This is a genomic window from Desulfosporosinus sp. Tol-M2 (genome assembly GCF_059735615.1).
The window spans coordinates 1-22,520 of record NZ_JCAIJG010000041.1; the positions used below are offsets into that span (position 1 = coordinate 1).

22 protein-coding genes and 2 pseudogenes are annotated in these 22,520 nt (G+C 41.7%); 6 read left to right on the forward strand and 18 right to left on the reverse strand.

Features of this window, described 5'->3' with window-relative positions; all coding sequences use genetic code 11:
• From AC6I5A_RS02655 to spo0A, 4 genes and pseudogenes are all read right to left on the reverse strand, one after another.
• Positions 1-228, reverse strand: a pseudogene (locus tag AC6I5A_RS02655) (ABC transporter permease); the annotation flags it as partial.
• Positions 229-401: 173 nt separating this feature from the next.
• Positions 402-2,099: a peptide ABC transporter substrate-binding protein gene (locus AC6I5A_RS02660; protein ID WP_497900446.1), complete on the reverse strand. Its 1,698-nt coding sequence runs from the start codon at positions 2,097-2,099 to the stop codon at positions 402-404.
• A gap of 92 nt (positions 2,100-2,191) precedes the next feature.
• Positions 2,192-2,554, reverse strand: coding sequence for a hypothetical protein (locus AC6I5A_RS02665; protein WP_034611438.1), 363 nt, complete (start codon positions 2,552-2,554; stop codon positions 2,192-2,194).
• Positions 2,555-2,813: 259 nt separating this feature from the next.
• A complete protein-coding gene (gene spo0A / locus AC6I5A_RS02670; protein WP_034611440.1) occupies positions 2,814-3,611 on the reverse strand; it encodes a sporulation transcription factor Spo0A in 798 nt (265 codons plus the stop codon).
• Between the two features lie 458 nt (positions 3,612-4,069).
• Between spo0A and AC6I5A_RS02675 the strand changes: the two genes are divergently transcribed.
• Positions 4,070-4,261 carry a ferredoxin gene (locus tag AC6I5A_RS02675; protein ID WP_034611442.1) on the forward strand — a complete coding sequence of 64 codons (192 nt, stop codon included), beginning with the start codon at positions 4,070-4,072 and terminating at the stop codon, positions 4,259-4,261.
• A gap of 89 nt (positions 4,262-4,350) precedes the next feature.
• Here the strand turns inward: AC6I5A_RS02675 and AC6I5A_RS02680 are convergent, their stop codons facing one another.
• From AC6I5A_RS02680 to AC6I5A_RS02720, 9 genes are all read right to left on the reverse strand, one after another.
• Complete coding sequence (locus AC6I5A_RS02680; protein WP_034611444.1) at positions 4,351-4,800, reverse strand: hypothetical protein; 450 nt, start codon at positions 4,798-4,800, stop codon at positions 4,351-4,353.
• A 206-nt stretch (positions 4,801-5,006) separates the two neighbouring features.
• A complete protein-coding gene (locus AC6I5A_RS02685) occupies positions 5,007-5,357 on the reverse strand; it encodes a hypothetical protein (protein ID WP_034611445.1) in 351 nt (116 codons plus the stop codon).
• A 145-nt stretch (positions 5,358-5,502) separates the two neighbouring features.
• Positions 5,503-6,288, reverse strand: coding sequence for an energy-coupling factor ABC transporter ATP-binding protein (locus AC6I5A_RS02690; protein ID WP_034611448.1), 786 nt, complete (start codon positions 6,286-6,288; stop codon positions 5,503-5,505).
• A gap of 1 nt (position 6,289) precedes the next feature.
• Positions 6,290-7,126, reverse strand: a complete 837-nt coding sequence (locus AC6I5A_RS02695; RefSeq protein WP_497900447.1) for an energy-coupling factor transporter transmembrane component T — start codon at positions 7,124-7,126, stop codon at positions 6,290-6,292.
• Positions 7,107-8,108: a cobalt transporter CbiM gene (gene cbiM, locus AC6I5A_RS02700; RefSeq protein WP_034611450.1), complete on the reverse strand. Its 1,002-nt coding sequence runs from the start codon at positions 8,106-8,108 to the stop codon at positions 7,107-7,109. Before cbiM ends, AC6I5A_RS02695 begins: the two co-directional genes overlap by 20 nt.
• Before the next feature lie 283 nt (positions 8,109-8,391).
• Positions 8,392-8,745: a metal-sensing transcriptional repressor gene (locus tag AC6I5A_RS02705; RefSeq protein WP_034611452.1), complete on the reverse strand. Its 354-nt coding sequence runs from the start codon at positions 8,743-8,745 to the stop codon at positions 8,392-8,394.
• A 95-nt stretch (positions 8,746-8,840) separates the two neighbouring features.
• Positions 8,841-9,380, reverse strand: a complete 540-nt coding sequence (gene pssA / locus AC6I5A_RS02710; protein ID WP_034611454.1) for a CDP-diacylglycerol--serine O-phosphatidyltransferase — start codon at positions 9,378-9,380, stop codon at positions 8,841-8,843.
• The gene (locus tag AC6I5A_RS02715; protein WP_034611456.1) at positions 9,377-10,015 is read right to left on the reverse strand and encodes a phosphatidylserine decarboxylase family protein; all 639 of its coding nucleotides are present in this window, start codon (positions 10,013-10,015) and stop codon (positions 9,377-9,379) included. The genes pssA and AC6I5A_RS02715 overlap by 4 nt, the downstream gene beginning before the upstream one ends.
• 69 nt (positions 10,016-10,084) lie before the next feature.
• Positions 10,085-12,820, reverse strand: coding sequence for a helicase C-terminal domain-containing protein (locus AC6I5A_RS02720; RefSeq protein ID WP_034611458.1), 2,736 nt, complete (start codon positions 12,818-12,820; stop codon positions 10,085-10,087).
• Between the two features lie 158 nt (positions 12,821-12,978).
• On the opposite strand from AC6I5A_RS02720, the gene AC6I5A_RS02725 reads away from it, so the two are divergent.
• The 3 genes and pseudogenes from AC6I5A_RS02725 to AC6I5A_RS02735 all read left to right on the forward strand — a co-directional run bounded on the left by AC6I5A_RS02725 (position 12,979) and on the right by AC6I5A_RS02735 (position 15,884).
• Positions 12,979-13,479: a hypothetical protein gene (locus tag AC6I5A_RS02725; protein ID WP_034611460.1), complete on the forward strand. Its 501-nt coding sequence runs from the start codon at positions 12,979-12,981 to the stop codon at positions 13,477-13,479.
• A 148-nt stretch (positions 13,480-13,627) separates the two neighbouring features.
• Positions 13,628-15,073, forward strand: a pseudogene (pabB, locus tag AC6I5A_RS02730) (aminodeoxychorismate synthase component I); the annotation flags it as partial.
• Complete coding sequence (locus tag AC6I5A_RS02735) at positions 15,060-15,884, forward strand: aminotransferase class IV (protein WP_034611462.1); 825 nt, start codon at positions 15,060-15,062, stop codon at positions 15,882-15,884. The pseudogene pabB and the gene AC6I5A_RS02735, both read left to right, overlap by 14 nt.
• 69 nt (positions 15,885-15,953) lie before the next feature.
• Here AC6I5A_RS02735 and AC6I5A_RS02740 read toward each other — a convergent pair whose 3' ends face one another.
• From AC6I5A_RS02740 to AC6I5A_RS02750, 3 genes are all read right to left on the reverse strand, one after another.
• Complete coding sequence (locus AC6I5A_RS02740) at positions 15,954-16,235, reverse strand: DUF2103 domain-containing protein (protein ID WP_034611464.1); 282 nt, start codon at positions 16,233-16,235, stop codon at positions 15,954-15,956.
• A gap of 92 nt (positions 16,236-16,327) precedes the next feature.
• Complete coding sequence (gene mqnE / locus AC6I5A_RS02745; RefSeq protein WP_034611485.1) at positions 16,328-17,428, reverse strand: aminofutalosine synthase MqnE; 1,101 nt, start codon at positions 17,426-17,428, stop codon at positions 16,328-16,330.
• 128 nt (positions 17,429-17,556) lie between these two features.
• Complete coding sequence (locus AC6I5A_RS02750) at positions 17,557-17,922, reverse strand: hypothetical protein (protein WP_034611466.1); 366 nt, start codon at positions 17,920-17,922, stop codon at positions 17,557-17,559.
• Positions 17,923-18,067: 145 nt separating this feature from the next.
• Between AC6I5A_RS02750 and AC6I5A_RS02755 the strand changes: the two genes are divergently transcribed.
• Complete coding sequence (locus AC6I5A_RS02755) at positions 18,068-18,511, forward strand: DMT family transporter (protein WP_034611469.1); 444 nt, start codon at positions 18,068-18,070, stop codon at positions 18,509-18,511.
• Positions 18,512-18,563: 52 nt separating this feature from the next.
• On the opposite strand, the gene AC6I5A_RS02760 is transcribed toward AC6I5A_RS02755, so the two are convergent.
• A complete protein-coding gene (locus tag AC6I5A_RS02760) occupies positions 18,564-19,085 on the reverse strand; it encodes a hypothetical protein (RefSeq protein ID WP_034611486.1) in 522 nt (173 codons plus the stop codon).
• Between the two features lie 153 nt (positions 19,086-19,238).
• Between AC6I5A_RS02760 and uvrC the strand changes: the two genes are divergently transcribed.
• Positions 19,239-21,011 carry an excinuclease ABC subunit UvrC gene (uvrC, locus tag AC6I5A_RS02765; RefSeq protein WP_034611471.1) on the forward strand — a complete coding sequence of 591 codons (1,773 nt, stop codon included), beginning with the start codon at positions 19,239-19,241 and terminating at the stop codon, positions 21,009-21,011.
• Positions 21,012-21,299: 288 nt separating this feature from the next.
• Here uvrC and AC6I5A_RS02770 read toward each other — a convergent pair.
• Positions 21,300-22,520, reverse strand: a 1,221-nt coding sequence (locus tag AC6I5A_RS02770; protein WP_034611474.1) for a PFL family protein, incomplete at its 5' end; no start/stop codon positions are given.

Genomic DNA, 22,520 nt, shown 5'->3' on the forward strand with positions numbered 1-22,520 from the left:
CCCCAGATTGAAATGAGCAATGTTTATTAAATAATCCACATATTGTTTGGAGAGAGGATCATTTAGATGATACCGTTCCTCTATGTTTGCCTTCACGGCATCGGGCAGCACCTTCTCAGATGAAAAAGGGCCTCCGGGAATGGCATGCATTAAAACAAAAGTTAGGCTAATGACTAGAAATAGCACTAAACCCGCTGATGCTATACGTTGGATTAAGAATTTCCCCAATTTTATCCTCCTCCAAATGATGACATATCTCATTCTAAGTGGCAGCTTTTATTTTTATTCTGTCGGAAAATACTGCAATGGGTGATCCTATTATAAAGCAAATACCAGTAAAGAGAGGAGGACTCAGTGGGCGCCTCTCTTACCGGTATTTTGTAGGGCATCCTGGGTTTTTCTTATTTCTCCACAGTTGCGGTTTTAAAGTCTACCATACCAAGAGGGGAATGAATTACATCTTTAACATAGACCTTGGAAGTGTAAACGAGGTTCGGGTAATAAATCGGCATCACAGGCATTTCCGTCATTAATATTTTTTCAGCATCATGCAATTGCTGCATACGAGCCTGGGGATCCGTATTCTCTTTGGCGTTAGAAATGAGAGTATCATATTGTTGATTAGCCCACCCGGTTACGTTGTTGCCGCCACCCGTTTTAAATATATCTAAGAAGGTCATCGGATCCAGATAGTCACCGTTCCACCACACACGAGCTACATCATAATCATGTTTATGCAATGATTCAATGTAAACTTTCCCTTCCTCTTGACGGAGGGCAGCCTGAATACCGAGGTTTTTACTCCACATATCTTGGATGATGGTTGCGATTTTTTCGTTATTCGGATTGGAGTTAAATAAGATCTTGATTTCCGGGAACCCTTTGCCATCTGGAAAACCGGCTTCCGATAAGAGTTGCTTGGCCTTTGCCAAATCTTCTGTGAAGTAGTCACCGCCGACATCACGAAATTGTTTTCTGGGGTCAGCATCATTAATCCCGTTAGGAGTTAAGGCAAAAGCCGGCTTTTCATTTGTTTGAGCTACGGTATCAATAATCTTTTTACGGTCGATTGCTAAAGTTAAAGCTTGACGCACTTCAGGCATGTCAAATGGCTTCTTAGTAACATTAAAAGCATAGAAGTAGGTACCGAGTTGAGGAGCAACTTTCAAATCCCCTGATTTCAGCAGGCGCTGAATATCATCCGCCGGAACACTGTCCACTCCATCCACTTGACCTGCTTCATAAGCAGTCAGAGCAGCTTTAGTATCTTCAATCAGATTAAAAGTAAGTTCTGTTATCTTAACTGATTTTGCATCCCAGTAATTATCATTTTTTACAACGACGATTTTATCATTATGAGCCCAGGATATCATTTTAAAGGGACCATTGGAGACAAAAGTCTCCGTTTTAAGGTTCCAATCCTGATTTGCTTCAACAACCTTTCTATCAACCGGGAAATACGTGGGGAATGCCGTTAAGGCTAAGAAATAAGGGGTAGGGTTTTCGAGGGTTACTTCTAATATCTTGGGGTCGATCACTTTAATGCCAACATCTTCGGCCTTTCCCGTTTTAGCATTATAGGCAGCGCCGCCCTTAATATAATCGGCTATCTGGTAAGCATATTCAGCGGCATTGACAGGATCCATAGCATACATCCATGAAAATTTAAAATCTTCCGCCGTTAGCGGGTCTCCATTGCTAAATTTTGAGTCGCGCAAATGAAACGTGTACTTCAGAGCATCAGCTGAAACATCGATTTTTTCCGCAATAGCGGGCTGTGGAACATTGTTCATATCCAAACGTGTCAGACCTTCGAACAAGGCCATTTCTATAATCATTTCCGGAATAGTATTAGACATTTGAGGAGTCAATGTTTTTGGTTCAGGTCCAGGGTTATAACTGGTTTTTATTTCCTTATTGGATGTGGAGGTTTTCCCTCCTGTGCTACAGCCAGTTACAGTAATGCATAAAATCAGTGTTACTGCCAGTATCATCTCTCCCAATTTGTTCTTTCTAAACATGCGCTCATTCCTTCCTTTGATATGCTTTTTCTGCTTTTTTTCTACATATTCTTTGTATATTCTGCATAAAAACTTCATTCTCCTCCTTATCATAAAGAATTGTTTTTATGATGAGAGGGGAATGCCGTAAAGGCTCCGTACCCATGGATTGGAAGGAAAAAATGCGCGTTTTATCTGATTAGATACTGCTCTTTTATTGGAATAACCGTATCCACCAAAGGAATTAACAGGAATCCAACTAACACAAAAAAGCCCAAATGAACATATTTTATTTTTTTCGTTTTAACGCCAAAAATTAAACTATAAATTGCCAACGGTTGGATCAAATTAAATAAGATAGTATCTAAAAGTGGAAATGGAGAAACTGACAGCCCTAACCAAAATATACCAAGTTTATGGATGCCATAGCCCAATAATCCAACTAACCCTGCCTTTAGATTATCTGGAATCTTTCGTACCGAATAACTGATTAGAAAATAACCAATAACAATCAAAGGAAGATTACTCCAAGCAAATAAAATATTCTTAATCATGCTTCCACCCCTCTTTGTTTATGTATAATGTATGTTCTAATATCAAAGGGTAGAATAATCTAAAATGGTTATAGGTTCTAAATTTAACTAAAAAAATACCCCCTAATAAGCTAGAAGGTATTTCTACTTGTTTCGAATTCAAATTATGAAGACGGGTTATTAGTTTATTTCTTAATCTAAGTTAATCCCATTGAGTGGACAAGAATACTTCAACATATTACCGCCCTGTCATACCCGATAATAGTGTATAGAAAAGTGTTTAGCTCACCTTACTCATGACTCTTAATTTATCAGCAAGAAGGGCTATGAATTCTGAGTTTGTGGGTTTTTGGCGCTCAATATTCATAGAATATCCGAAAATTCGTTTAAGCGTATCTGTATGTCCACGTTCCCAGGCAAGCTCGATTGCGTGACGAATTCCACGTTCAACCCTACTAGGTGCAGTATCAAATTTTTTCGCAATTCCCGGATAGAGTTCCTTGGTCACCGCCCCTAACAAAGAGACATCCTCCACCACCATCAAAATTGCATCTCTAATATATTGATACCCTTTAACATGCGCAGGAATCCCGATTTGATGCATCATTGTTGTCACTTCGACACAAAGATTAAGCCCACTGCCCACCGTTGTCACGACCGGTGAATTTGACGAAAACTGAATCGGAGCAGATGAGAGTATATCCTGCGTTAATGAGCTGATCCGTTTGCCGAGAATATCCAAATCAAATGGTTTTAGAATAAAATAATCCACACCGAGCATCATTGCTTGATGCGTGAGCGATTCCTGCCCGAATGCAGTTAGCATGATAACTTTGGGACGGGACATTGTTGTCCGGGCATTAATTCTATCTAATACCCCTAACCCGTCTAAATTTGGCATAACTAAGTCAAGAATAATCAAATCCGGTTCCTGAGTTTGAATGAGCTCCAAAGCTTCTAAACCATTATTAGCAACTCCAACAATGATTAAATCTTCTTGGGCTTGGAGATAGTTTTGTAGCATTTGACACAAATTACGGTTATCATCGGCGATAATTATTTTTATTTTTTTACCCATTCTGCTTTCATCCTATCTTAACTGTATTCCGGTTCAGCTTTAAGCCTTAAAACGTTCGCATCTTTCCGGTGCTCTTATTATACGTTAGAGTCAATGTCGAAATCGTAAATAATAAGGCAACTGTGCGAAGTTGTTAATCAATCAGGAAAGGCTTATCGTCAAGGTTTTCTGGATATTAATGGTATTTTATTACCGCAAAATCTCTTAATATTCTTTATCTTAAAGTGGAACGCAATTTAATAAAAGAATTATCGCGAACTATAGCGAGCTTAAGCACAGCTTAATCGCCCAACGATTTTAAAGTATTATTGATGCAATTATCCATAATTTAAGGCGGTTTGATGGTGGCGCAGATCATCCAAACTCCTCCCGATGTTGTTTCCCACGATAAACTTATTGTGTATAGACGGCGTTGACTAGGGTAGAATAACACCTAGATCAGTTAAAGGAGGTACATAATGTTTGCTGAAGTAGACAAAGATGCTTGCATCGGGTGTGGAGCTTGCCCAGACATCTGTCCCGAGATCTTCAAACTGGAAGAGGACGAGTTGGCAACAGCTTATAATAACCCAGTTCCCCGTGATTTTGAAGAGTCCACGAAAGAAGCTGCCGAGAGCTGCCCAACAGAAGCTATCCACCTTGAAGAATAAGAACGTTTTAAAAAATAAGAAGGCAGTAAGAAGCTGTTAATTAACATCCGCTTCTTACTGCCTTCAAACATTGTTTGGTTCTAAGTTCCTCACAAAGTGTTGTTTATCCGTTTTATTCGTTCAATACGCCAGCCTTTTTCCGATTGCCTTAGATTCATGGAAAACGTTACATACTGCACATCTTCAATTGGTGATGTCCAAAAAACGTGTACTACTACCCCTTGTGATATGGTCGAATCTGAATTCATGAACTCTAGTTTCTGCAAGGACAATAAAGGATCTTTATTCAACCTTGTTTCCCATTCTCTAAACTCTTTTTGGTCCAAAGACCCCTCAGGTATCATTAATAAATCGCGGGCGAGGTCAGTTTGACGAAGATCCATGAGCTGCCAGAAGTGTTGAATTGTTTGTTGTGGAGAATTCCCATAATAAGGATCAGCCAGAGCCGATATCACTGTTTGCGGGGTTCTAACGGCTATGATAGTAATTAGACAGAAAAGTGATAGGCCAAGGAACCAAACATAACGACTATAACGCATAATTTCCCTCCTTGCTTGTATCTACTATACATTCTAGGAGGGAACAGTCACTTTCATACCACTTTAGCCAAAAACTTTTCTTAATACATTAAGTACAAATTCAGGTAACCGAACGTAATATATTCTCATAGTATAGCCTGCCTCCTTTACATCAGTAAAATCCCTTATCCGTAGTAAAGTATGCACACGTAATCATAAATGCCCATTTAAAACACTTGGTAATTCTTTACTGCTTCTTCAAGTTGAGCGACAAGTTGACGTTCCTCCTCAGTCTTTGCCGTAAAATAGAGCCGACCCAGAATACCCGTAATTACCTTGAGAACGTCTTCCAAAACCAACGACTCTTTCATCGCTAATTGGGCACTCGTTTCGATTAAGGCAATTCCAAATTCATGCCCTACCCCCTCCTTTACCATACGAGTACAGCTTTTTCCTAACAACCGCATAACTAAAGAGGCTTCCTGAACGTCTAATTGGCGAACCACTTCAATCGTTGTTGTTAATCCTTGTACGATACGTAATCCCACACTATTCCAATTTACATGTTGATCCATCATATGCTTCCCCCTCAGAGATCACTTCCGTGCCATACTATATGCCTCATCTGTGCCAAGGGTGAAAAAGGGAACTGGAAGTTTTTACCTAAAGGAAAGCCTTAGTTAGTGATCTTCATTTGCCTCTTCCTTAATAATTCAGGAATAATTAGAAATTATGGTCATGAAAATGCCTATGGTCCTTGCCTTCATGCATGTGATAATATTTATCGACAAGATTTACTTTTATTAGTAAATCGATATCCTCCAGTAACTTTCCAGTAGGCATATCCGCGACTATCATATGCCTTTCATCAAATAGAATTGCTCTACGGGAAATTTCCTGTACAAGTTCAAGATTATGCGTTGAAGTAATTAATGTTTTTCCAGCTTTATTCAAATTAACTAAAAACTCTACAAGCCACCTCTGCGTTCTGGGATCAAGCCCGTTCATAGGCTCATCAAGTACAAGGACCTCCGGGTTAAGAGACAGTACGCAAGCAATAGCCACCTTACGTTTCTCCCCTCCGCTTAAATGATATGGAGCCCTGTAACTAAATTCCTGAAGATCTAATAAATCCAGGCAGTCATTTACTCTTTTATCTGTATCGATTTCATTCATTCCCATCTGCCTTGGGCCAAAGGCAATCTCATCGTAAACATTTGAGCAGAATAGTTGCGTATCTGAATTTTGAAATATAAAGCCCATCTTTTGGTGAAGGAGCTTTGCAAATTTGGTATCTTGAAGTTTCTTATGAGTGATTACCTCGTTGTCGAATTTGTAAACACCATGATTTGCCGATACAATGCCATTTATCAGCTTCAGCAATGTCGATTTTCCACTCCCGTTCGGTCCCATCAAGGCTATAGCTTCACCCTTCTCGATATGCAAATTAATGTTATTTAAGGCGTTTACACCCTCGTATGAATAATAGACATTTTTTATTTCAATCATCTTAACTCCTTCCAAAATATACAAATGTAAATATTATTCCGGCATTGAACATGACATATGCAAAGTCTGCAAGCGTGAATTTGAAATTGTTATAGACCTGATATTCACCTGTGAATCCTCTGCATTCCATTGCAGCATACATATCTTCAGCCATTTCCTTTGATTTGATGAACAAGCTTCCCGCAATACCTGAAAGTGAAGTATATTTGTTTTTATTTTTCCCGACAGACCTTAACTTCAGTGCATACATCATATTCAAGGTAAACTCGCCAAGCATGACAATATATTTTATCGTGATATCAAGCACAAGAATAAAAATATCCGGAACAAAAAACCTTTTTAATGCACTTGTAATATAACTCCATCTTGTTGCATGAGAAAGGATGTTTACAGCTGTGATTGTTGCTAAAACCTTTGATGTTATCATAACGCTGCTGTAGCTATTACCCCAAAAGGCAGCCGGCAAAAGAACAACAAACGTGAAGAGAGCCATAACAAAACTGACTCTTAGTATTTTCACAATATCCTTTGCTTCCATAGTGCTTAATGTTCCAAGCAAATATACATTAATAATAACTATAAATGTCAAGCTTCTCGATATTGAAAGAAGTACCACAAGCACGAAAGTAAAGGCAACCTTCAAAGTTGCGTTTACTTGATATTTTCCCATTTTAGCCGAATCTTGTGTCTTTATCCTCGAAAGTACACTCAATAAAGACAGGATACCTTTATTAATAAAAGTATCCTTATCCGATTGAGGAGTATAATTCTCATCTTGTGACAGCCATTCCGGCATAGCTAAAAGTTTTTTCCTATAGTTATCCAAGATTACTTCCAACCTTTTCTTTCTTCCAACTGCCAATAACTTTAAAGACTATTATTAATATTGCAACCCCAGCCATTGCCGACAATACATACCCCGCAATTTCAGGTAATCCTGTTACGGAATAATCAGGCATAATAGACTCAAAGCCGAATCCGTCGGTCATTCCTTGAGGTACATAGCCAAGTGCATTGCCGCTTGATACAACATCCTTTATTTCATCTGCTCCCCATTCACCCCAAGCCGTACCTGTTGCCAGAAGTCCTAATGGAGTCAGGCAAATAAGAGCTGCAATCAAACCATACATGGCTTTTGTCTTTTGTTTTGTACCTTCGTATATTGTGCCTGGTGAAGTCTTTTTAATAAATGCAAAGATAGCAGCTGTAAATATCGCTTCTACGACACCCGCAACAAGAAGATGCGGAATCGTCATAGCCGGTATAGACACCGACAGCGGATATGGGCAATACAGTGGCAGACCGGCTGCGTTCTTAAAGAGCAACGGCTGAATACCAAATTCTATTGCTGCACATAATGCTGCGGTATTGATGCCTATGTATGAGCCTAAGACTATTCCAGTATATTCTCCTTTTTCCGTTTTAACTCTATCCTTGACAAACTTGTAAATAAAATATCCAAGGAAAGGTAATACAAATGCCATATTAAAGCAATTTGCCCCAAAAGCCAATATCCCGCCGTCACCAAATAACAGCGCCTGGATCAGCAGCGCTACCGTGACAGAAATACAGGCCGCATAAGGCCCGATCAGAATAGCAAGCAAGGTTCCTCCGACGGCGTGACCGGTTGTTCCGCCTGGTAAAGGAACATTAAACATCATTAACAAAAACGAAAAGGAAGCACCAATACCGAGTAATGGGATTTTAACCTTTGTGATTTCATCTTTAACCTTTTTTACTGCTATAGACCATACTGGCACCATTGCAGCAGTCATAACCGCACAGGTTGACGGACTTAAATAATTATCTGGAATATGCATCGTTCAGACCATCCTTTCGCAAACAAGTTTAATAACAATGGCAGTCTCAAGTTGTGAGATCGTCAGTTTCTATTTCGAATCATTATAGTATCTTGGGGATATGGCGCAAGCCACCATAGGGGATATAAAATGCGCATTTCTTAACTCCTTAAAAAATGCGCATTTTAACTGCTGTATCAGGTAAAAAGAAAAACCAAACAGGTCCTTGTTTTTTTACTTTATATCCCCAGGATAGGGATATAAGGTTGAAGATTACTCTTTTCCCTTATGGGACATTTATCGTCTATTTAATAAGACTGTCAATAGCTTTAGTCAGATTTTCAATGGCAGTTTCATCACCCGATTCAACTGCATCCACAATGCAATGTTCCATATGGTCCTTTAAAATTACTTTGCCAGTGTTATTAAGAGCTGCGATAACAGCTGACAACTGAATCAAAACCTCACTACAGTCCTTTCCATCTTCCACCATCCTCTTGACTGATTCCAGATGCCCACTTGCACGCGATAGGCGGTTCAATACTTGTTTGGTATTCTGATGAATATGTTTATGTTCATGTCCTTCGTTATGTTTATGTGAATATTCTGTACCATCAGGTGCCTTATGTGTATGGACTATTTGTCCTTTCTTTTCCATGATTTACGTTTTTCCCTTCTTTTAAATATCATCATAAAGTCCATCCACTCACCGTTCCCCGACCCAAGCCTGGGACGTTGTGTCACACAAGACCCCTATTTACCCAATTTCGTTACTTTAAATGTTGACACCATTAAGAAGGCTAAAAATACCATACTTATAGGATAACTATACCATGGCAGCATAGTACGAAAGAACACTAAGAGGGCTAATAAACCACCGGCGAAGGTAATAGGGACGCCTACAAAATGAGTTGTAATATTGAGCATATTAAAACGCGCCAAACGGATTGCTCCACATAAGGCAAAAATTGCAGCAATACTTAGCATAATATACCTGATATACCCAGGTTGCAGAGGGTACAAGATTGCCTGATAAGTTAGGATTGCAGGTGCTACACCAAAAGAAACCACGTCACTCAAAGAATCGAGTTCTTTTCCGAAATCCGAGCTCACAGAAAGCCGGCGTGCCACCTTTCCGTCCATACTGTCCATAAGCACGGCAACTAAGATCAGCGCTGCCGCTAATGTATGCTCCTCTTCATTAACTAAAATCAGGGCAAGAAAACCAAACAACAAATTAGCCAAGGTAAAGATGCTCGGGATCATACGAGCAGTAATCGGATTTCCCTTCATTCGGCACTCACTCTCCCTATTACACTTACTCCGCCACGCACCTTGTCTCCAGGACTAACCATTATTGCAACATTTGTGGGTACAAAAATCTCTGAACATGAACCAAATTTGATAAGACCATACCTTTCTCCTTTGACCACGTTGTCTCCCTTATTAACCCAACATACAATCCGACGCGCAATAAATCCAGTCACCTGAGTTACCAGAATCTGCGAGTGTTTATTTTGGATTCCCACGTAGTTTTTCTCATTCAGCTCAGACGCATGGCTTTTAAAGGCCGGAATCATCTGTCCCGGTCGGTAGGCACGAAAGACTACCTCACCTGCCATTGGGCTGCGATTGACATGAACGTTAAATATACTTAAAAAGATACGAACACGTATACTTTCACGCTCAAGAAACTGGTCCTCAAAGACCCTTTCCACATCCATGACTACGCCGTCCGCCGGGGAAACTAACATTAACTCATCCGTTGAAATATCTCTTTCGGGGTTACGAAAAAAAAATAAAATAAATAAGAACAGGATACCCGGTAAAATAATTAGCCACGGCCAAACCCAATAGGCTAAAACAATTAGAGAAGCTAATATCGCCAAATAACACCAGGCATCACGAGAAATGGGATACTGTTTCACCGAAAAGTTAACCTCCTCCTCTTCTCGATTTTCTCCAGTTTATCATTTTTATAACGATTAGAAAAGCTCTTAGTCTAATTCCACAGCTCTCCACTCTTCGATTTTGCGAAGAATTAGTGAACTATCACCTCGAATATGAGTCCGAACTGGTAAGGAGTTCAAAAAAAACCTCCCGTAATATTTTTCAATAACTCGGTCATCGAGCAAAATGACAACCCCACGGTCCTCCTTAGAACGAATCAAACGGCCAAACCCTTGCTTAAAACGGATAACGGCTTCCGGGAGTGAAAGTTCCCGGAAGGGATCACGTCCTAAAGTCTTGAGAAACTCGGTGCGAGCCTCAATTAATGGTAAGGACGGCGGCCAAAAAGGCAGTTTAACCATGATGACACAAGATAATGTATCCCCCGGGATATCAATCCCCTCCCAAAAACTGTTCGCTCCTAAGAGGACACTCCTTGGATTTCTTTTAATAGCTTCGAGGATTGTGCTTCGTTCTCCGTGTATTCCTTGTGCCAAAGTCTCAATACCGATTCTTGACAATCTCGGATGCAAAGAGGCATAGGTTTCACGGAGTAATTTATGAGCCGTAAAGAGAACTAAAGTCCGGCCATTCATCTGCTCAGCGACATTAACAATGAACTCTGAGAGGTTCTTTGCTTTTTCCCCGTCCGAATCTTGGAGGTCCATACCCTTCTTAACCACGAATAATCTCATTTGCCGTTCATAGTCAAAAGGGGAATCTACCTGGGCAGTTCTTGTCGTCCTTGGTAATCCAATATCTCGCAGAAAATGCTCAAACGAATTGGATATGCTCAACGTGGCCGAAGTTAAAATTGCAGCATCCAAACGAGAAAAGAATTTTTCCTTGAGGATATCACTTACTTTAAGGGGGGAAGTCTTTAAATAAAGTCTCGAATTTTGTTCAAGCCAGGTTACTTGTTTAGGGTCACTGACGTTTTGTACCAGGATCAGCGTATCAAACAGTGCTTGTAACTCTCTTTGATGACCAACTAAAACATATTTCAGCTCTTCTATCTCATCCGCGTCTTCCCCATTCAAAGCACTTGTCAAACTTTCGAGAACAGTGCTTAAAGCTTTGATTCGTCCTATTAAGTTCTCGATTTGAATGTTTAAAGTTTTCCACCATGTTTGGGTCGAATGGCTTGCGACAAATCTAAACGTGCGCTCTACGCCTATTACCGGCGACAATAACTGAAATAACTCTTTCGTCTGTTCCACCACCATGGCGCAAATTGCAGGAATATTATCCAACCTTTTTGCAAATATTTCCCATGATACGGAAGGTACTCGGTGTGCAAGTGGTCCCAAGCTTTGTTTAACCAGCCCGTAAAAGTTCTGTCCAGTTAGTTTATAAATATTATCGATAATCCGAGTAACGTTTTCCAGACTCAGATCCGAGCCAAAATGTTGTAGGGCTGTTTGGTAAATCTGATGGGCTTCATCAATCACTAAATGATGATATTCCGGCAACACATTATAGTCTGTCTTAAGATCCGAGAATAGAAGCGAGTGATTCACGATCAAAAGATCTGCCTCTTCAGCTTTTTTGCGAGCCCTTAGCAGAAAACAAATCCCTGCCTTTGAACATTTTCCAGGAATACACATTTCATTATCCGCATTTAAGCCAGGCCAAATTTGATTGAGTCCGGGAACCATCGAGAGTTCTTGCCAGTCCCCCGTTTGGGTTTCTCTGATCCAAACAAGAATACTTAATAGGGCGAGCCTTTGTTCTTCTCTGGGAATTTCTCGTGGATTAGCAAGACACCTCTGTAATTTCTTCAAACAACAATAATTACCCTTTCCTTTCAATACGGAAACTTTAAAGTCAAATGGTAATATAGTATCTAAGATTGGGATATCTTTTTTTTGAAGTTGTTCCTGAAGAGGAATGGTATGTGTCGCTACCACGACCTTTTGACCTGTCTTTTTTGCCGACCATAAACACGGAATTAGATAGGCAAACGACTTTCCCGTCCCAGTTCCAGCCTCAACAACAACATGTTGAGAGGAGGTAAGACCTTCTGCTATAAGTTTTGCCATTTTCACCTGACCCGGTCTGCTCTCATAGCCGATTAGATTTTGCTCCAGAATTCCTCCCGGCGAAAAACTATCTCCAATCCAGTCAATTGAGACAGGAATGTCAGCCGTCGGAGTTTTTTTACTAGCAAATATCCCTTCAAAAATTGGGGCGAGCACAAAATCAGTCCGAATCCGTCGATCAGGAAAACGCCGCGTAATCTCTTTCTGCGATTCGTCTATAAAACCTCTTCCGGCCCAACCCTCAAGAAGACCCTTAACTTGATCAAAAAAGCTAAGATCGAATTCCAGACTTTTTTTTCTACAAGCCTCAAAAAGTTTCCAGGTCAACCAGGCATTCGTTTCCGATCGATGCCTCCCAAATCCGTCTTCCAAGACTAATGAAAGCTTTTCGGTTAGGTAGGATAAATGATAGTCCTCCATGGTCGGGAAAAATATTCTGGCTAATTCCAGAGTATCCCAGTGGGGCTGCTGAAAATGGACGTTTAATTTCTTTTCCAGGATAGAGAGGAGAAATGTTATACGATGCCCGACTAAAGTAGCGTCCTCAAAGAATTCCTGTATCTCGTGGCTATGCTCAATTAAAACTTCACTAGTTATTTCTTGCTCAGGCAGAAAAAGGAATTGACATGATCCTTGAATCTTTCCATTCCGGATTCGAAGTGCAGCAAATTCAATAATTTCATCCTGTAAAACCTCTAAACCCATTGTTGCTACATCAAAAACCACGATGTCTCTGCCCAAAGTATTGACTCCTCTCTTGTTGTCATTGTACACTATAATAACGAAAGGAAACAACGTATAGCAGGATTTTAGAACTTCTATAGCGAATAAACTATCTTGGTTGTGTAGGCACACAAAAAAATGAAAAATGAATCTTGCTTTAGAAAGAAGGATATCCATTGTTCAAACGTAAGATTTCTACCATTGGACTCGTTCTTGCGGTTTCTTTATCTGGTCTGTTTCTTAGCGGTTGTTCAGAAAAACCTCTATTAACCCAAGACGCGTCGTACGTCATTCTATCTGTTTCTCCTTCGGGGATGACTCAATCAGAACTCATCAAATTACCCTGGAATACAAATATGGCCGTTATGCAGAAATTACTTTTAGAGTCTTCTTTTGTTTTAAGTGATTTACACACCCCCAGCACCTCTAATTCCTCAATAAACGTTCCTCTTGAAAAGTCAATGCTCCAAGCCAACTACGCCGAACCAAAGCGCATGTCATTTCTTGTCGATGAGCAGGTCCTTACCCTTGATGTCCAGTCTCTTCAAATTGAAGTTAAAGGGGCTCATGTAGGCCAGGTAATTCTCAATCAGACTATTACATTACAGGGTATCAACAACCCTAATCTCCAGCCGGCATTTGAAGACTTAAAAGCTATGTTGCATGCTAATAATTAATTTATTTAAAGTTGCTAGATAGCAACTTTATTTTTATTAACTTCCTAAGTTGATCATTAAAGGGGAACCAACGATGGTATTTTTGCCGGACAATCATGATTCTTTTACCGATAATCATATGTCGCATTTTCAGCATTCTCCATCTCCGTGGATTGTCAAGCCACTTTCTGTTTCAATTCCCCCTTATCTCTTATTTTCAGTTTTTAGAGAAAAGCCCTCTCCATTTTTCTTGGATAGTGGAAACGACTACAAAGAGCTTGGCCGATATTCCTATATGGGCGCATCCCCATTTTTAGAAGCGACAGCCTATCCCGGTCAGCTTGAGCTTTATTGGGCGAACCGCTCACACCGTGAAGTAATCCCCCTGCAAAAATCCGAAAGTTTGAACTTTCTTGACGAATCACAGAGTAAATACCACGTGCAACATTCCCCTTTTCCCTTCTCCGGTGGTGCCGTAGGTTTTTTAAGTTATGATCTTAAAAACGAGATTGAATCGCTTCCCAATGATACCCTAGATGACTTAAACCTACCTCTTTGGTGTTTTGCCTGGTATGATGGAATTGTGATTTATGATCACTTACAGGGAAAATATTGGATCACGGCCTGCGGTATTGACGAATACGGGACATGTCATGCCGATTTAGCCAAGGTACGTGTCTCTTGCTTGGAACAGACCCTCAACACATTTGTTCCAGAGCAACTTGACAAACCTGAAGACCTCATAAATATGCCAAACCATCCCTGCTCAACCTTCGCCCCCATAGCCCACAACGTCTCCCCTGCACAGTACTTAAGTGATTTAAAACGCATCATTGACTACATCTATGCCGGGGATATTTATCAAGCCAACCTAACTCAACGTTTTTCCATGGTTTGGGAAGGAGACGCTTGGGATCTTTATTCCCAACTTCATAGACAAAATCCCGCTCCCTTTGCCGCATTTCTGCCTTACTCGGATTTTCAAATACTTTGTAGTTCTCCCGAGCGCTTTATACGCATTCAAACGGACGGACAAATCGAAACGCGTCCGATTAAAGGGACTCGCCCCCGTGGAAAATCGCCGGCAGACGATCAGTCTCAAGCCTTTGAACTTCAAAATAATCCAAAGGATCGTGCGGAGTTGACTATGATTATCGATTTAGAACGAAACGACCTCGGACGAATTTGCGAATTCGGAACCGTAATAGTTCCCGATTTTATAAAACTTGAAAAATACCCGACCGTCTGGCATCTAGCCTCAACTATTACCGGTCAACTAAGACGTGGCCTAAAGCCCAGCGAAATTATCCGGGCTGTTTTCCCCGGTGGGTCGATCACCGGAGCCCCCAAAATTAGGGCAATGGAGATTATTGAAGAATTAGAGTTATACAAACGGGGAATATATACAGGAAGCATCGGTTATATGGGCTTTGATGGCGCATGGGACTTTAATATTGTCATCCGTACGATCTTGTTGAAAAATGGGAGAGCTTACATCCACGTTGGCGGAGGTATTGTTGCAGACTCGATCCCCGAAAGTGAATATAATGAAACGCTTGATAAAGCTAAAGCCTTGTTTCAGGTTCTGAAAGGACGATTAGATGTTACCCGCTGATACATTATTCTCCCATGACCGCCTGGCTTTATTTGGCTTCGGGCTTTTTGAAACGCTTCTCATTACCCCAGCAGGGCCGCTATTTGTTGATCTGCACTGGCAGCGCATGAACAAGGGGGCTAAATTTCTCGGTCTCCATCTACCGGATAAAGATGACTGGGTGAAACAAATTTATAAATTTATTGAAGAAACCCCCCATACATTCCCCTATGCACTTCGCGTTACTCTAAGCGGCGGAGCACCCCTTGTCAATCTTCCCTCCACACTCCTGTTCCACAAGCGATCAGTTCCCTACACACCCGCTCAATATGCCTTGGGGATACGACTTCACCTCTTACCAGCCCCTCGCAATGAGCAGTCCCCCTTGGTCTCAATAAAATCCACAAATTATTTGGAAAATATTTTGGCCAGGGAAGCAGCTAAACTTCAAGGTGCTGAAGAGGGTGTGTGGCTTAATACCAAAGGATATATTGCAGAAGGTACGATGAGCAATCTCTTTTTTATTAAAGATGGGACCCTTTTTACCCCTTCTCTTTCCAGTGGATGTTTGCCTGGAACGCGTCGTCAACTCATTCTGGGTTTAGCTCGCTCTCTGCAAATTCCAACTTATGAGGGCTTGTACCCTTTATCAGACCTGTTGTTGTCTGATGAAATCTTCATGACCAATACCCTTATGGGCATTATGCCAGTACGTCAAGCCGATGATATTCCCTTTCCGCTCGCCAAAAAATCAGTGATGCGGGTTCTTGAATCAGCATATAAGGATCTAATTGAAAACGCATCCCGTCCCTCGAAAAACTTCCAAGACTAAACATAAAAAACTTGGCTGGTGCCAAGCTATACGAAAAACAGCTTAGGATAATCGTTTGTCCTAAGTTGTTTATTTTTGCATAAATTCCTTCTTCACCCATTCCTGAACACAAGCTGGATCTTTGGTCACCACAAATACTTCTTGAATGGAACCATTACTTTTCAGTAAAAGCTTACATCCGGTCTGGGTCTCATATTTAAAGACGATTCCACGTTCTGAAGAATGGCTAACCTCAATAACGCCAGGAATAATGTCTGTTACTTCCGATAGACGGCCTAAATCTTCAAGCCAAAACAAAGCATCCTGAATAATGCCGTGCTCACGTTTGACCTTATTCCTGCGATATTTCATATATACCACCAGCTTTCAAAAGTACAAATGTTTTGCTTTAACAACAAAAAGCTATTTCGCCTTTCCATATAAGGGGTATGACTATACGCCTATTACGGGCGAATCTTTTTTATAACATGGTAATAGGTATCTCGTTCAACAGCCTCTAAACCTGCTTCCCGGATCAAACGGATCAACTGTTTTTCGCTTTGCATTTGCGGACTGATTGCACCCGCCGTATGATAGATTTTCTCTTCCCGAACAACTCCATCAAGATCGTTTGCTCCGAACGAAAGAGCCATCTGGGCTACTTGAGGACTGGAAGACACCCAATATGCTTTAATATAACGGAAATTATCTAAAATTAGGCGTGCTACGGCTATCACTTTTAAGGTGCGGAGTGCACTCGCTTGAGAAACCTCTTCGAATTTCGTGTTTTTTGGATGAAAGGCGGTAGGAATCAGGGCGAAGAAACCCTGAGTTTCGTCTTGGAGATCTCGTAAAGCCAATAGATGATCGATCAATTCTTCATCCGTTTCGAGCAGTCCATACAACATATTTGCATTAGTAGGTATGTCTAACTGATGCGCAATTCGGTGAATCTCTAACCAGCGTTTGCCGCTTAATTTTCCGGGACAAATAATCTCCCGAACTCTTGGACTGAAATTTTCCGCTCCGCCGCCCGGTATAAAACTGACCCCCGCTTCCTTAAAAGTCGTCAGAATTTCCTCAACGGGTACATTCTTCATCTGGGCAAAATAATCGTATTCCGCTGCGGTGAACGCTTTAAGACTGACCTTTGGAGCCCGTTCTTTTATTTTTCGAATCATGTCCAGGTAATAGGAAAAGGGCAGTTCCGGATGTATCCCCCCGACGATATGAATTTCCGTTACTCCTTGATCGGCGAATTGCCCCGCTTTATTGACCACCTCTTCAATGGACATCGTATAAGATCCTTTTTCCCCAAGGTCTTTAGCGAAAGCGCAAAACCCGCAGCGAACTTTACATACATTACTATAGTTTATATGGGCATTATTATTATAGAATACCCTATCACCGGTCAGAGTACGTTTCCGTTCATTCGCCAGGTAACCCAGACCCAGTATATTGGCGGTTTGCATAAGTTTCAGACCATCTTTTCGATTAAGCCGTTGTTCTAAGATCATTTTTCCATATACGTCTTCTAATCCGTTTAGTATTGGATCTAATTCCACCACCCCGCGCCTTCTTCCCCGAAATTATTATCATTTTATTATAACATAATTCTCAAATTTCTAGAAAAGATAATAAACAGGAAAAGGACTTTAAGTGTGACCACATAAAGTCCCTTTGACTACCAGTGCTAATGTTTCATAGTTTGGCGTTGGCGTTTGATAGCCTTACGCACTTCATTCGCAACGCGCCAGGTTTCTGGTTGGTGGGGAGTCATTAACTCTATTTTTCCGGACCGTTTATCGATTAATATATCGACTGTCGGCTTACGCCCCTGAGTTTTTTCTCCCGGGTGTAGAATATCAATACCAATTTTATGTTCATCATATTGAGGAGGAACGAGGTAATTCAGGACTTCTTCCGTTGCATCCATCAATTCCACGACTTGATCTTGTGGGTATCCTTCTCCTAATAAGATATCGCGCACAGATACCAATGGATGTTCAAGCGTGAGTAGCATCTGGGCACGTTGTATTAAATCATAATCGATATCCAAAACGCCACCTCCACTATTAATCTTTCTAATTTTTCATCTAGCTTGTTTTCATTTTTCCCTTATCCTTTCTAATGAATACTGATAGATCTTTAACGAATATAGTGATATTTTCCACTCCAGTTAAATCAACCAGAGGAGGCTTATAATGTTAAAATTATTTTCTCTGCCTTTTTTAGTTGCAGCGATATCGGGAATTGCTATGGCTATCCAAGGCACCATAAATTCGTCATTAAGTCAAAAAACATCGTTACTATCTGCGACACTCGTAGTCCACGTCATCGGTACGCTAGTCGCTTTGGCGGCCGTACTTGCCTGGCGAGCCCCTCTCTTAAAATACAACTGGGGTTCGGTTCCATGGTATATGTATCTTGGCGGTATACTCAGTGTCCTTATCGTCGGACTCGTTGCCGTAAGCATCCCCAAAATAGGCGTATGTAACGCGACTACAGCGATTATCATAGGTCAGGTTAGTATGGCTGTGCTTATCGATCATTTCGGATGGTTGGGTATGGGCCGCCTGCCTTGGAATCCATCCCAGCTCATTGGAATCGCTTTATTTGCTGCAGGGGCCAAACTCCTCTTCCGTTAAGCGTGGTTCGAGGTTCGAGGCGCGAGGTTCGAAAGAACGAAAGTAAGCGAGTTTACTTCGTTGATCGACCCACAATTAAGGCCAGATTAGTAATAATTGTATAAATTTCTTCACTGACCGTGAATTTTCGAATTTGACCGTTAGCTGCTAAGATGACCGTACTTTTGCCCTCAGCGCTTTGATCACTTTCAATTAGTCGGAGAAGAAAGGAATATGCATCACTACTCACTGCGAGCTGCTTAAACTCTCCTTCGGCGACAAAGATGATCCAATATCCTGAAGTAACGTCGTTTTTCCCATTATAGAGAGCATTGGATACACTCGAAGAGTCTTGTCCAAACAAGGACTGCTGATCATCTGCATTCGTATTTAAGTTGGTCGAATTATTCAGCGTATAGTTGTCATCTAGCGTACTTGTTTGAGTTACCGGGTCAGATAGACGGGAGTATATATCCTTAAAAAAGGTAGGAAATAATATGTAACCGACAACCCCAATAATGAGAACCCATAGGGCCAAAGCTTGTAAATCCTTCCATAGATCGTTACGTGGTCGTCGTCCCCAAGCACTTGGCATACCTTCCCCCTCCATTAATATCTCATCTTTTGCTGACACAATTAACCTCTTTAAACTATATATGTTGATATATACGTTCACTTATACAAAGTTATGTGTCTGAAACTTGCATCCGGTAACCCCAACCTCTAGAATAAAACTGAGGTGGGGAAAATGGATCTGCTTCGACAAAAACTGACCTTGCTGCCAGAGAAGCCGGGTGTGTATCTGCTGAAAGATACTCTGGGGCAGATTATTTATGTCGGTAAAGCTAAAGTATTGAAAAATCGGGTAAGGTCATATTTTACCGGATCACACGTTGGCAAAACCGGGCGGCTCGTAAGTCAAACCGCCGATTTTGAATATATTGTGACCGAATCAGAAGTCGAAGCTCTTGTCTTAGAATGCAATTTAATTAAAAAGCATACCCCAAAGTACAATATCCTCTTGCGAGATGATAAAACCTACCCCTATTTAATCATTACTGAAGAAAACCACCCGCGGATCCTCGTCACTCGGCAAGTAAAAAAAGGAAAGGGAAACTACTACGGTCCATATCCGAATGCAACTGCCGCCAAAGAAGCTGCCCGTTTACTGAATCGGCTTTTCCCGTTTCGGAAATGCCGTCAAATTCCCACCCGACCTTGTCTTTATTATCATTTGGAACAATGCCTTGCACCTTGCGTCACTGACGTAGCGCTTAATGTTTACATGGAAATGCGAAAAGATGTCTCAACGTTTCTAAAAGGAGACCAAAGCAAGATAATCACACTCTTAGAGGATAAAATGCAAACGGCGTCCGAGGCACTCCATTACGAACGTGCCCGGGAATATCGGGACCTGATCGAAGACTTGAAACTCCTCCGGGAAAAACAAAACATCACGCTCAATGATTTTATTGACCGCGATGTTATAGGATATGCCATTACCACAGACCAAATGTGCATTCAGGTTTTTTATTTACGTCTTGGCAAGTTGGTAGCACGCGATAGTTTCATTTTCCCTTATTATGAAGAACCTGAAGAAGCTTTCATCTCTTTTGTCGCTCAATTCTATATTGAGCGGGCAGTATGGCCTGCGGAGATTTTGCTTCCGCCACTTGAATCCCCCGTCCTGGCAAGCCTATTTCTCATCACCATTCCTCAAAAGGGAAAGAAACGGGATCTGGTACAGATGGCCATGTCCAATGCCCGGACCACCCTTCACGACCATATTTCACTGGAAGTTCGCCAACAATCGGAAACCCAACTGGCTCTGGCCACACTCGGGGAACTCTTAAACATCCCGGTTCCTGGTAGAATCGAAGCCTTTGACATTTCAAATACAGGCGGGACACATAACGTTGCCGGTATGGTTCAATTTATCGAGGGCAAACCCCAGCGCCAAGGATACAGAAAATATAAAATCCAACTCCTGGAAACATCCGATGATACGGCTGCCATGGGGCAGGTTGTCCTGCGCCGCTATGCGCGGTTGGTTTCGGAAAACGGTTCTCTGCCGAACTTGATTTTAGTTGATGGGGGTAAAGGCCAAATCAATGCGGCTTCAAAGGCTCTAAAAGAGCTTAACTTAACTATTCCCGTCGCTGGAATGGTTAAAAACGACCGGCACCAAACCCACGGGCTCTTGGATCAATCAGGTAATCCGGTCGCTTTACCCAAAAGTCATCCCACTTTTTATTTACTCGGCAGAATCCAGAATGAGGTCCATCGCTTTGCCATCACGTTTCATCGTCAACAACGGGCTAAAAGCATGACCCTCTCTGCGCTCGACGGCATCCCGGGTATAGGGCCAAAACGCAAACAACAACTGTTACGTCATTTTTCATCGCTTGACGATATTCAGCGTGCAAGTATCGAAGATCTCCGGGCAGCCGGAGTGCCCCCCAGCGCGGCCGCCAAGGTCTATCAATATTTCCACGCGACACCCTTACCGACACCGTTGTAGAAGGAGAAATTTATTATGATTCTAAATTACAGAGTTGAATTATGTCGAAAATGTTACTATAAACGAACCCACAAATGCTCAATTTCGGATTCTTACATTCAAAATCCTTTGTTCTCCATGACTAAACCAAGCGGAGAATGTCACAAATACAAACCGATTCCCTGGTTACCAGAACTTTAAATATCTGCGCAGGGAAATAAAGAAAAACAACAAAAAGTACAACAGCAACTAAAAAGTAACTGTGTACTCTATTTTTTCGTTGAGCTTTGATTATATTAATCTCTGCTATTAATTTGAAAGGCTGATAATTGGCGCAGGAATACGGCCTCCACGCTTTACAAACATTTTTGACGAGAAGGGATGGATGTCCATCACTGGCGCTCCGCCTAACAATCCTCCGAATTCTACGCGATCGCCTGACTTCTTTCCAATAGCTGGGATTACCCGAACCGCTGTTGTCTTTTTGTTGATCATCCCAATCGCTGCTTCATCAGCGATAATAGCTGAAATCGTTTCTGTACTTACATCCCCGGGCAGCGCAATCATATCTAAACCAACAGAACAGACACAGGTCATGGCCTCTAATTTATCAAGAGTCAAGACCCCTCCTTCCACAGCTTTTACCATTCCCGCATCCTCCGAGACAGGTATAAATGCTCCGCTTAGACCCCCAACGTGAGAAGAAGCCATAGCGCCTCCTTTTTTAACAGCATCATTAAGCAAAGCCAAGGCGGCGGTTGTTCCATGCGTCCCACAGCGTTCAAGACCCATATTTTCAAGAATTTCGGCAACACTATCTCCAATTGCAGGGGTAGGTGCCAGCGAAAGATCGACAATTCCGAAAGGAACGTTTAAGGCCTTCGATGCTGCTCTTCCGATTAACTCTCCCATACGGGTGATTTTAAAAGCTGTTTGCTTGATTAAATTGGAAAGCTCACTAAAATCGGCTCCCGGGTAACTTTTTACAACCTTAGCCACAACCCCGGGACCGCTAACGCCCACATTGATCACACACTCCGGTTCCCCGACGCCATGAAAGGACCCCGCCATAAACGGATTATCCTCCGGGGCATTACAGAATACTACTAATTTCGCCGCCGCTAGCCCATCTTTGTCTGCGGTCAGTTGAGCGCACTTCAGAATTACTTCACCCATTTTCAGAACTGCATCCATATTAATTCCCGCTTTAGTTGTTCCAATATTCACAGACGAACAAATACACCCCGTCTCACTAAGTGCCTGTGGAATAGCGTCGATAAGCGCCAAATCCCCTACTGTAAACCCTTTTTGAACCAGAGCAGAAAAACCGCCGATAAAATTAACCCCGACCTCACGGGCGGCCCGGTCTAATGCTTTGGCAATCCGGACCATTTCTTCGGTTTTCATGTTGGCTGCCACGATTCCGATGGGAGTGACAGATACACGTTTATTGATAATCGGAATTCCGTAACGAGCCGAAATTTGTTCGCCAACCGATACTAATCGTCCCGCATTTTTGACGACCTTATC

Excerpts from the sequence above, each read along its gene's own strand:
- AC6I5A_RS02760 (WP_034611486.1), bottom strand. The coding sequence starts at position 19,085 with ATGCCAAGTGCTTGGGGACGACGACCACGTAACGATCTATGGAAGGAT.
- AC6I5A_RS02680 (WP_034611444.1), bottom strand. The coding sequence starts at position 4,800 with ATGCGTTATAGTCGTTATGTTTGGTTCCTTGGCCTATCACTTTTCTGT.
- AC6I5A_RS02685 (WP_034611445.1), bottom strand. The coding sequence starts at position 5,357 with ATGATGGATCAACATGTAAATTGGAATAGTGTGGGATTACGTATCGTA.
- AC6I5A_RS02705 (WP_034611452.1), bottom strand. The coding sequence starts at position 8,745 with ATGGAAAAGAAAGGACAAATAGTCCATACACATAAGGCACCTGATGGT.
- AC6I5A_RS02755 (WP_034611469.1), top strand. The coding sequence starts at position 18,068 with ATGTTAAAATTATTTTCTCTGCCTTTTTTAGTTGCAGCGATATCGGGA.
- AC6I5A_RS02660 (WP_497900446.1), bottom strand. The coding sequence starts at position 2,099 with ATGAAGTTTTTATGCAGAATATACAAAGAATATGTAGAAAAAAAGCAG.
- AC6I5A_RS02735 (WP_034611462.1), top strand. The coding sequence starts at position 15,060 with ATGTTACCCGCTGATACATTATTCTCCCATGACCGCCTGGCTTTATTT.
- AC6I5A_RS02690 (WP_034611448.1), bottom strand. The coding sequence starts at position 6,288 with ATGATTGAAATAAAAAATGTCTATTATTCATACGAGGGTGTAAACGCC.
- AC6I5A_RS02675 (WP_034611442.1), top strand. The coding sequence starts at position 4,070 with ATGTTTGCTGAAGTAGACAAAGATGCTTGCATCGGGTGTGGAGCTTGC.
- uvrC (WP_034611471.1), top strand. The coding sequence starts at position 19,239 with ATGGATCTGCTTCGACAAAAACTGACCTTGCTGCCAGAGAAGCCGGGT.
- pssA (WP_034611454.1), bottom strand. The coding sequence starts at position 9,380 with ATGAAGGGAAATCCGATTACTGCTCGTATGATCCCGAGCATCTTTACC.
- AC6I5A_RS02665 (WP_034611438.1), bottom strand. The coding sequence starts at position 2,554 with ATGATTAAGAATATTTTATTTGCTTGGAGTAATCTTCCTTTGATTGTT.
- AC6I5A_RS02740 (WP_034611464.1), bottom strand. The coding sequence starts at position 16,235 with ATGAAATATCGCAGGAATAAGGTCAAACGTGAGCACGGCATTATTCAG.
- spo0A (WP_034611440.1), bottom strand. The coding sequence starts at position 3,611 with ATGGGTAAAAAAATAAAAATAATTATCGCCGATGATAACCGTAATTTG.
- cbiM (WP_034611450.1), bottom strand. The coding sequence starts at position 8,108 with ATGCATATTCCAGATAATTATTTAAGTCCGTCAACCTGTGCGGTTATG.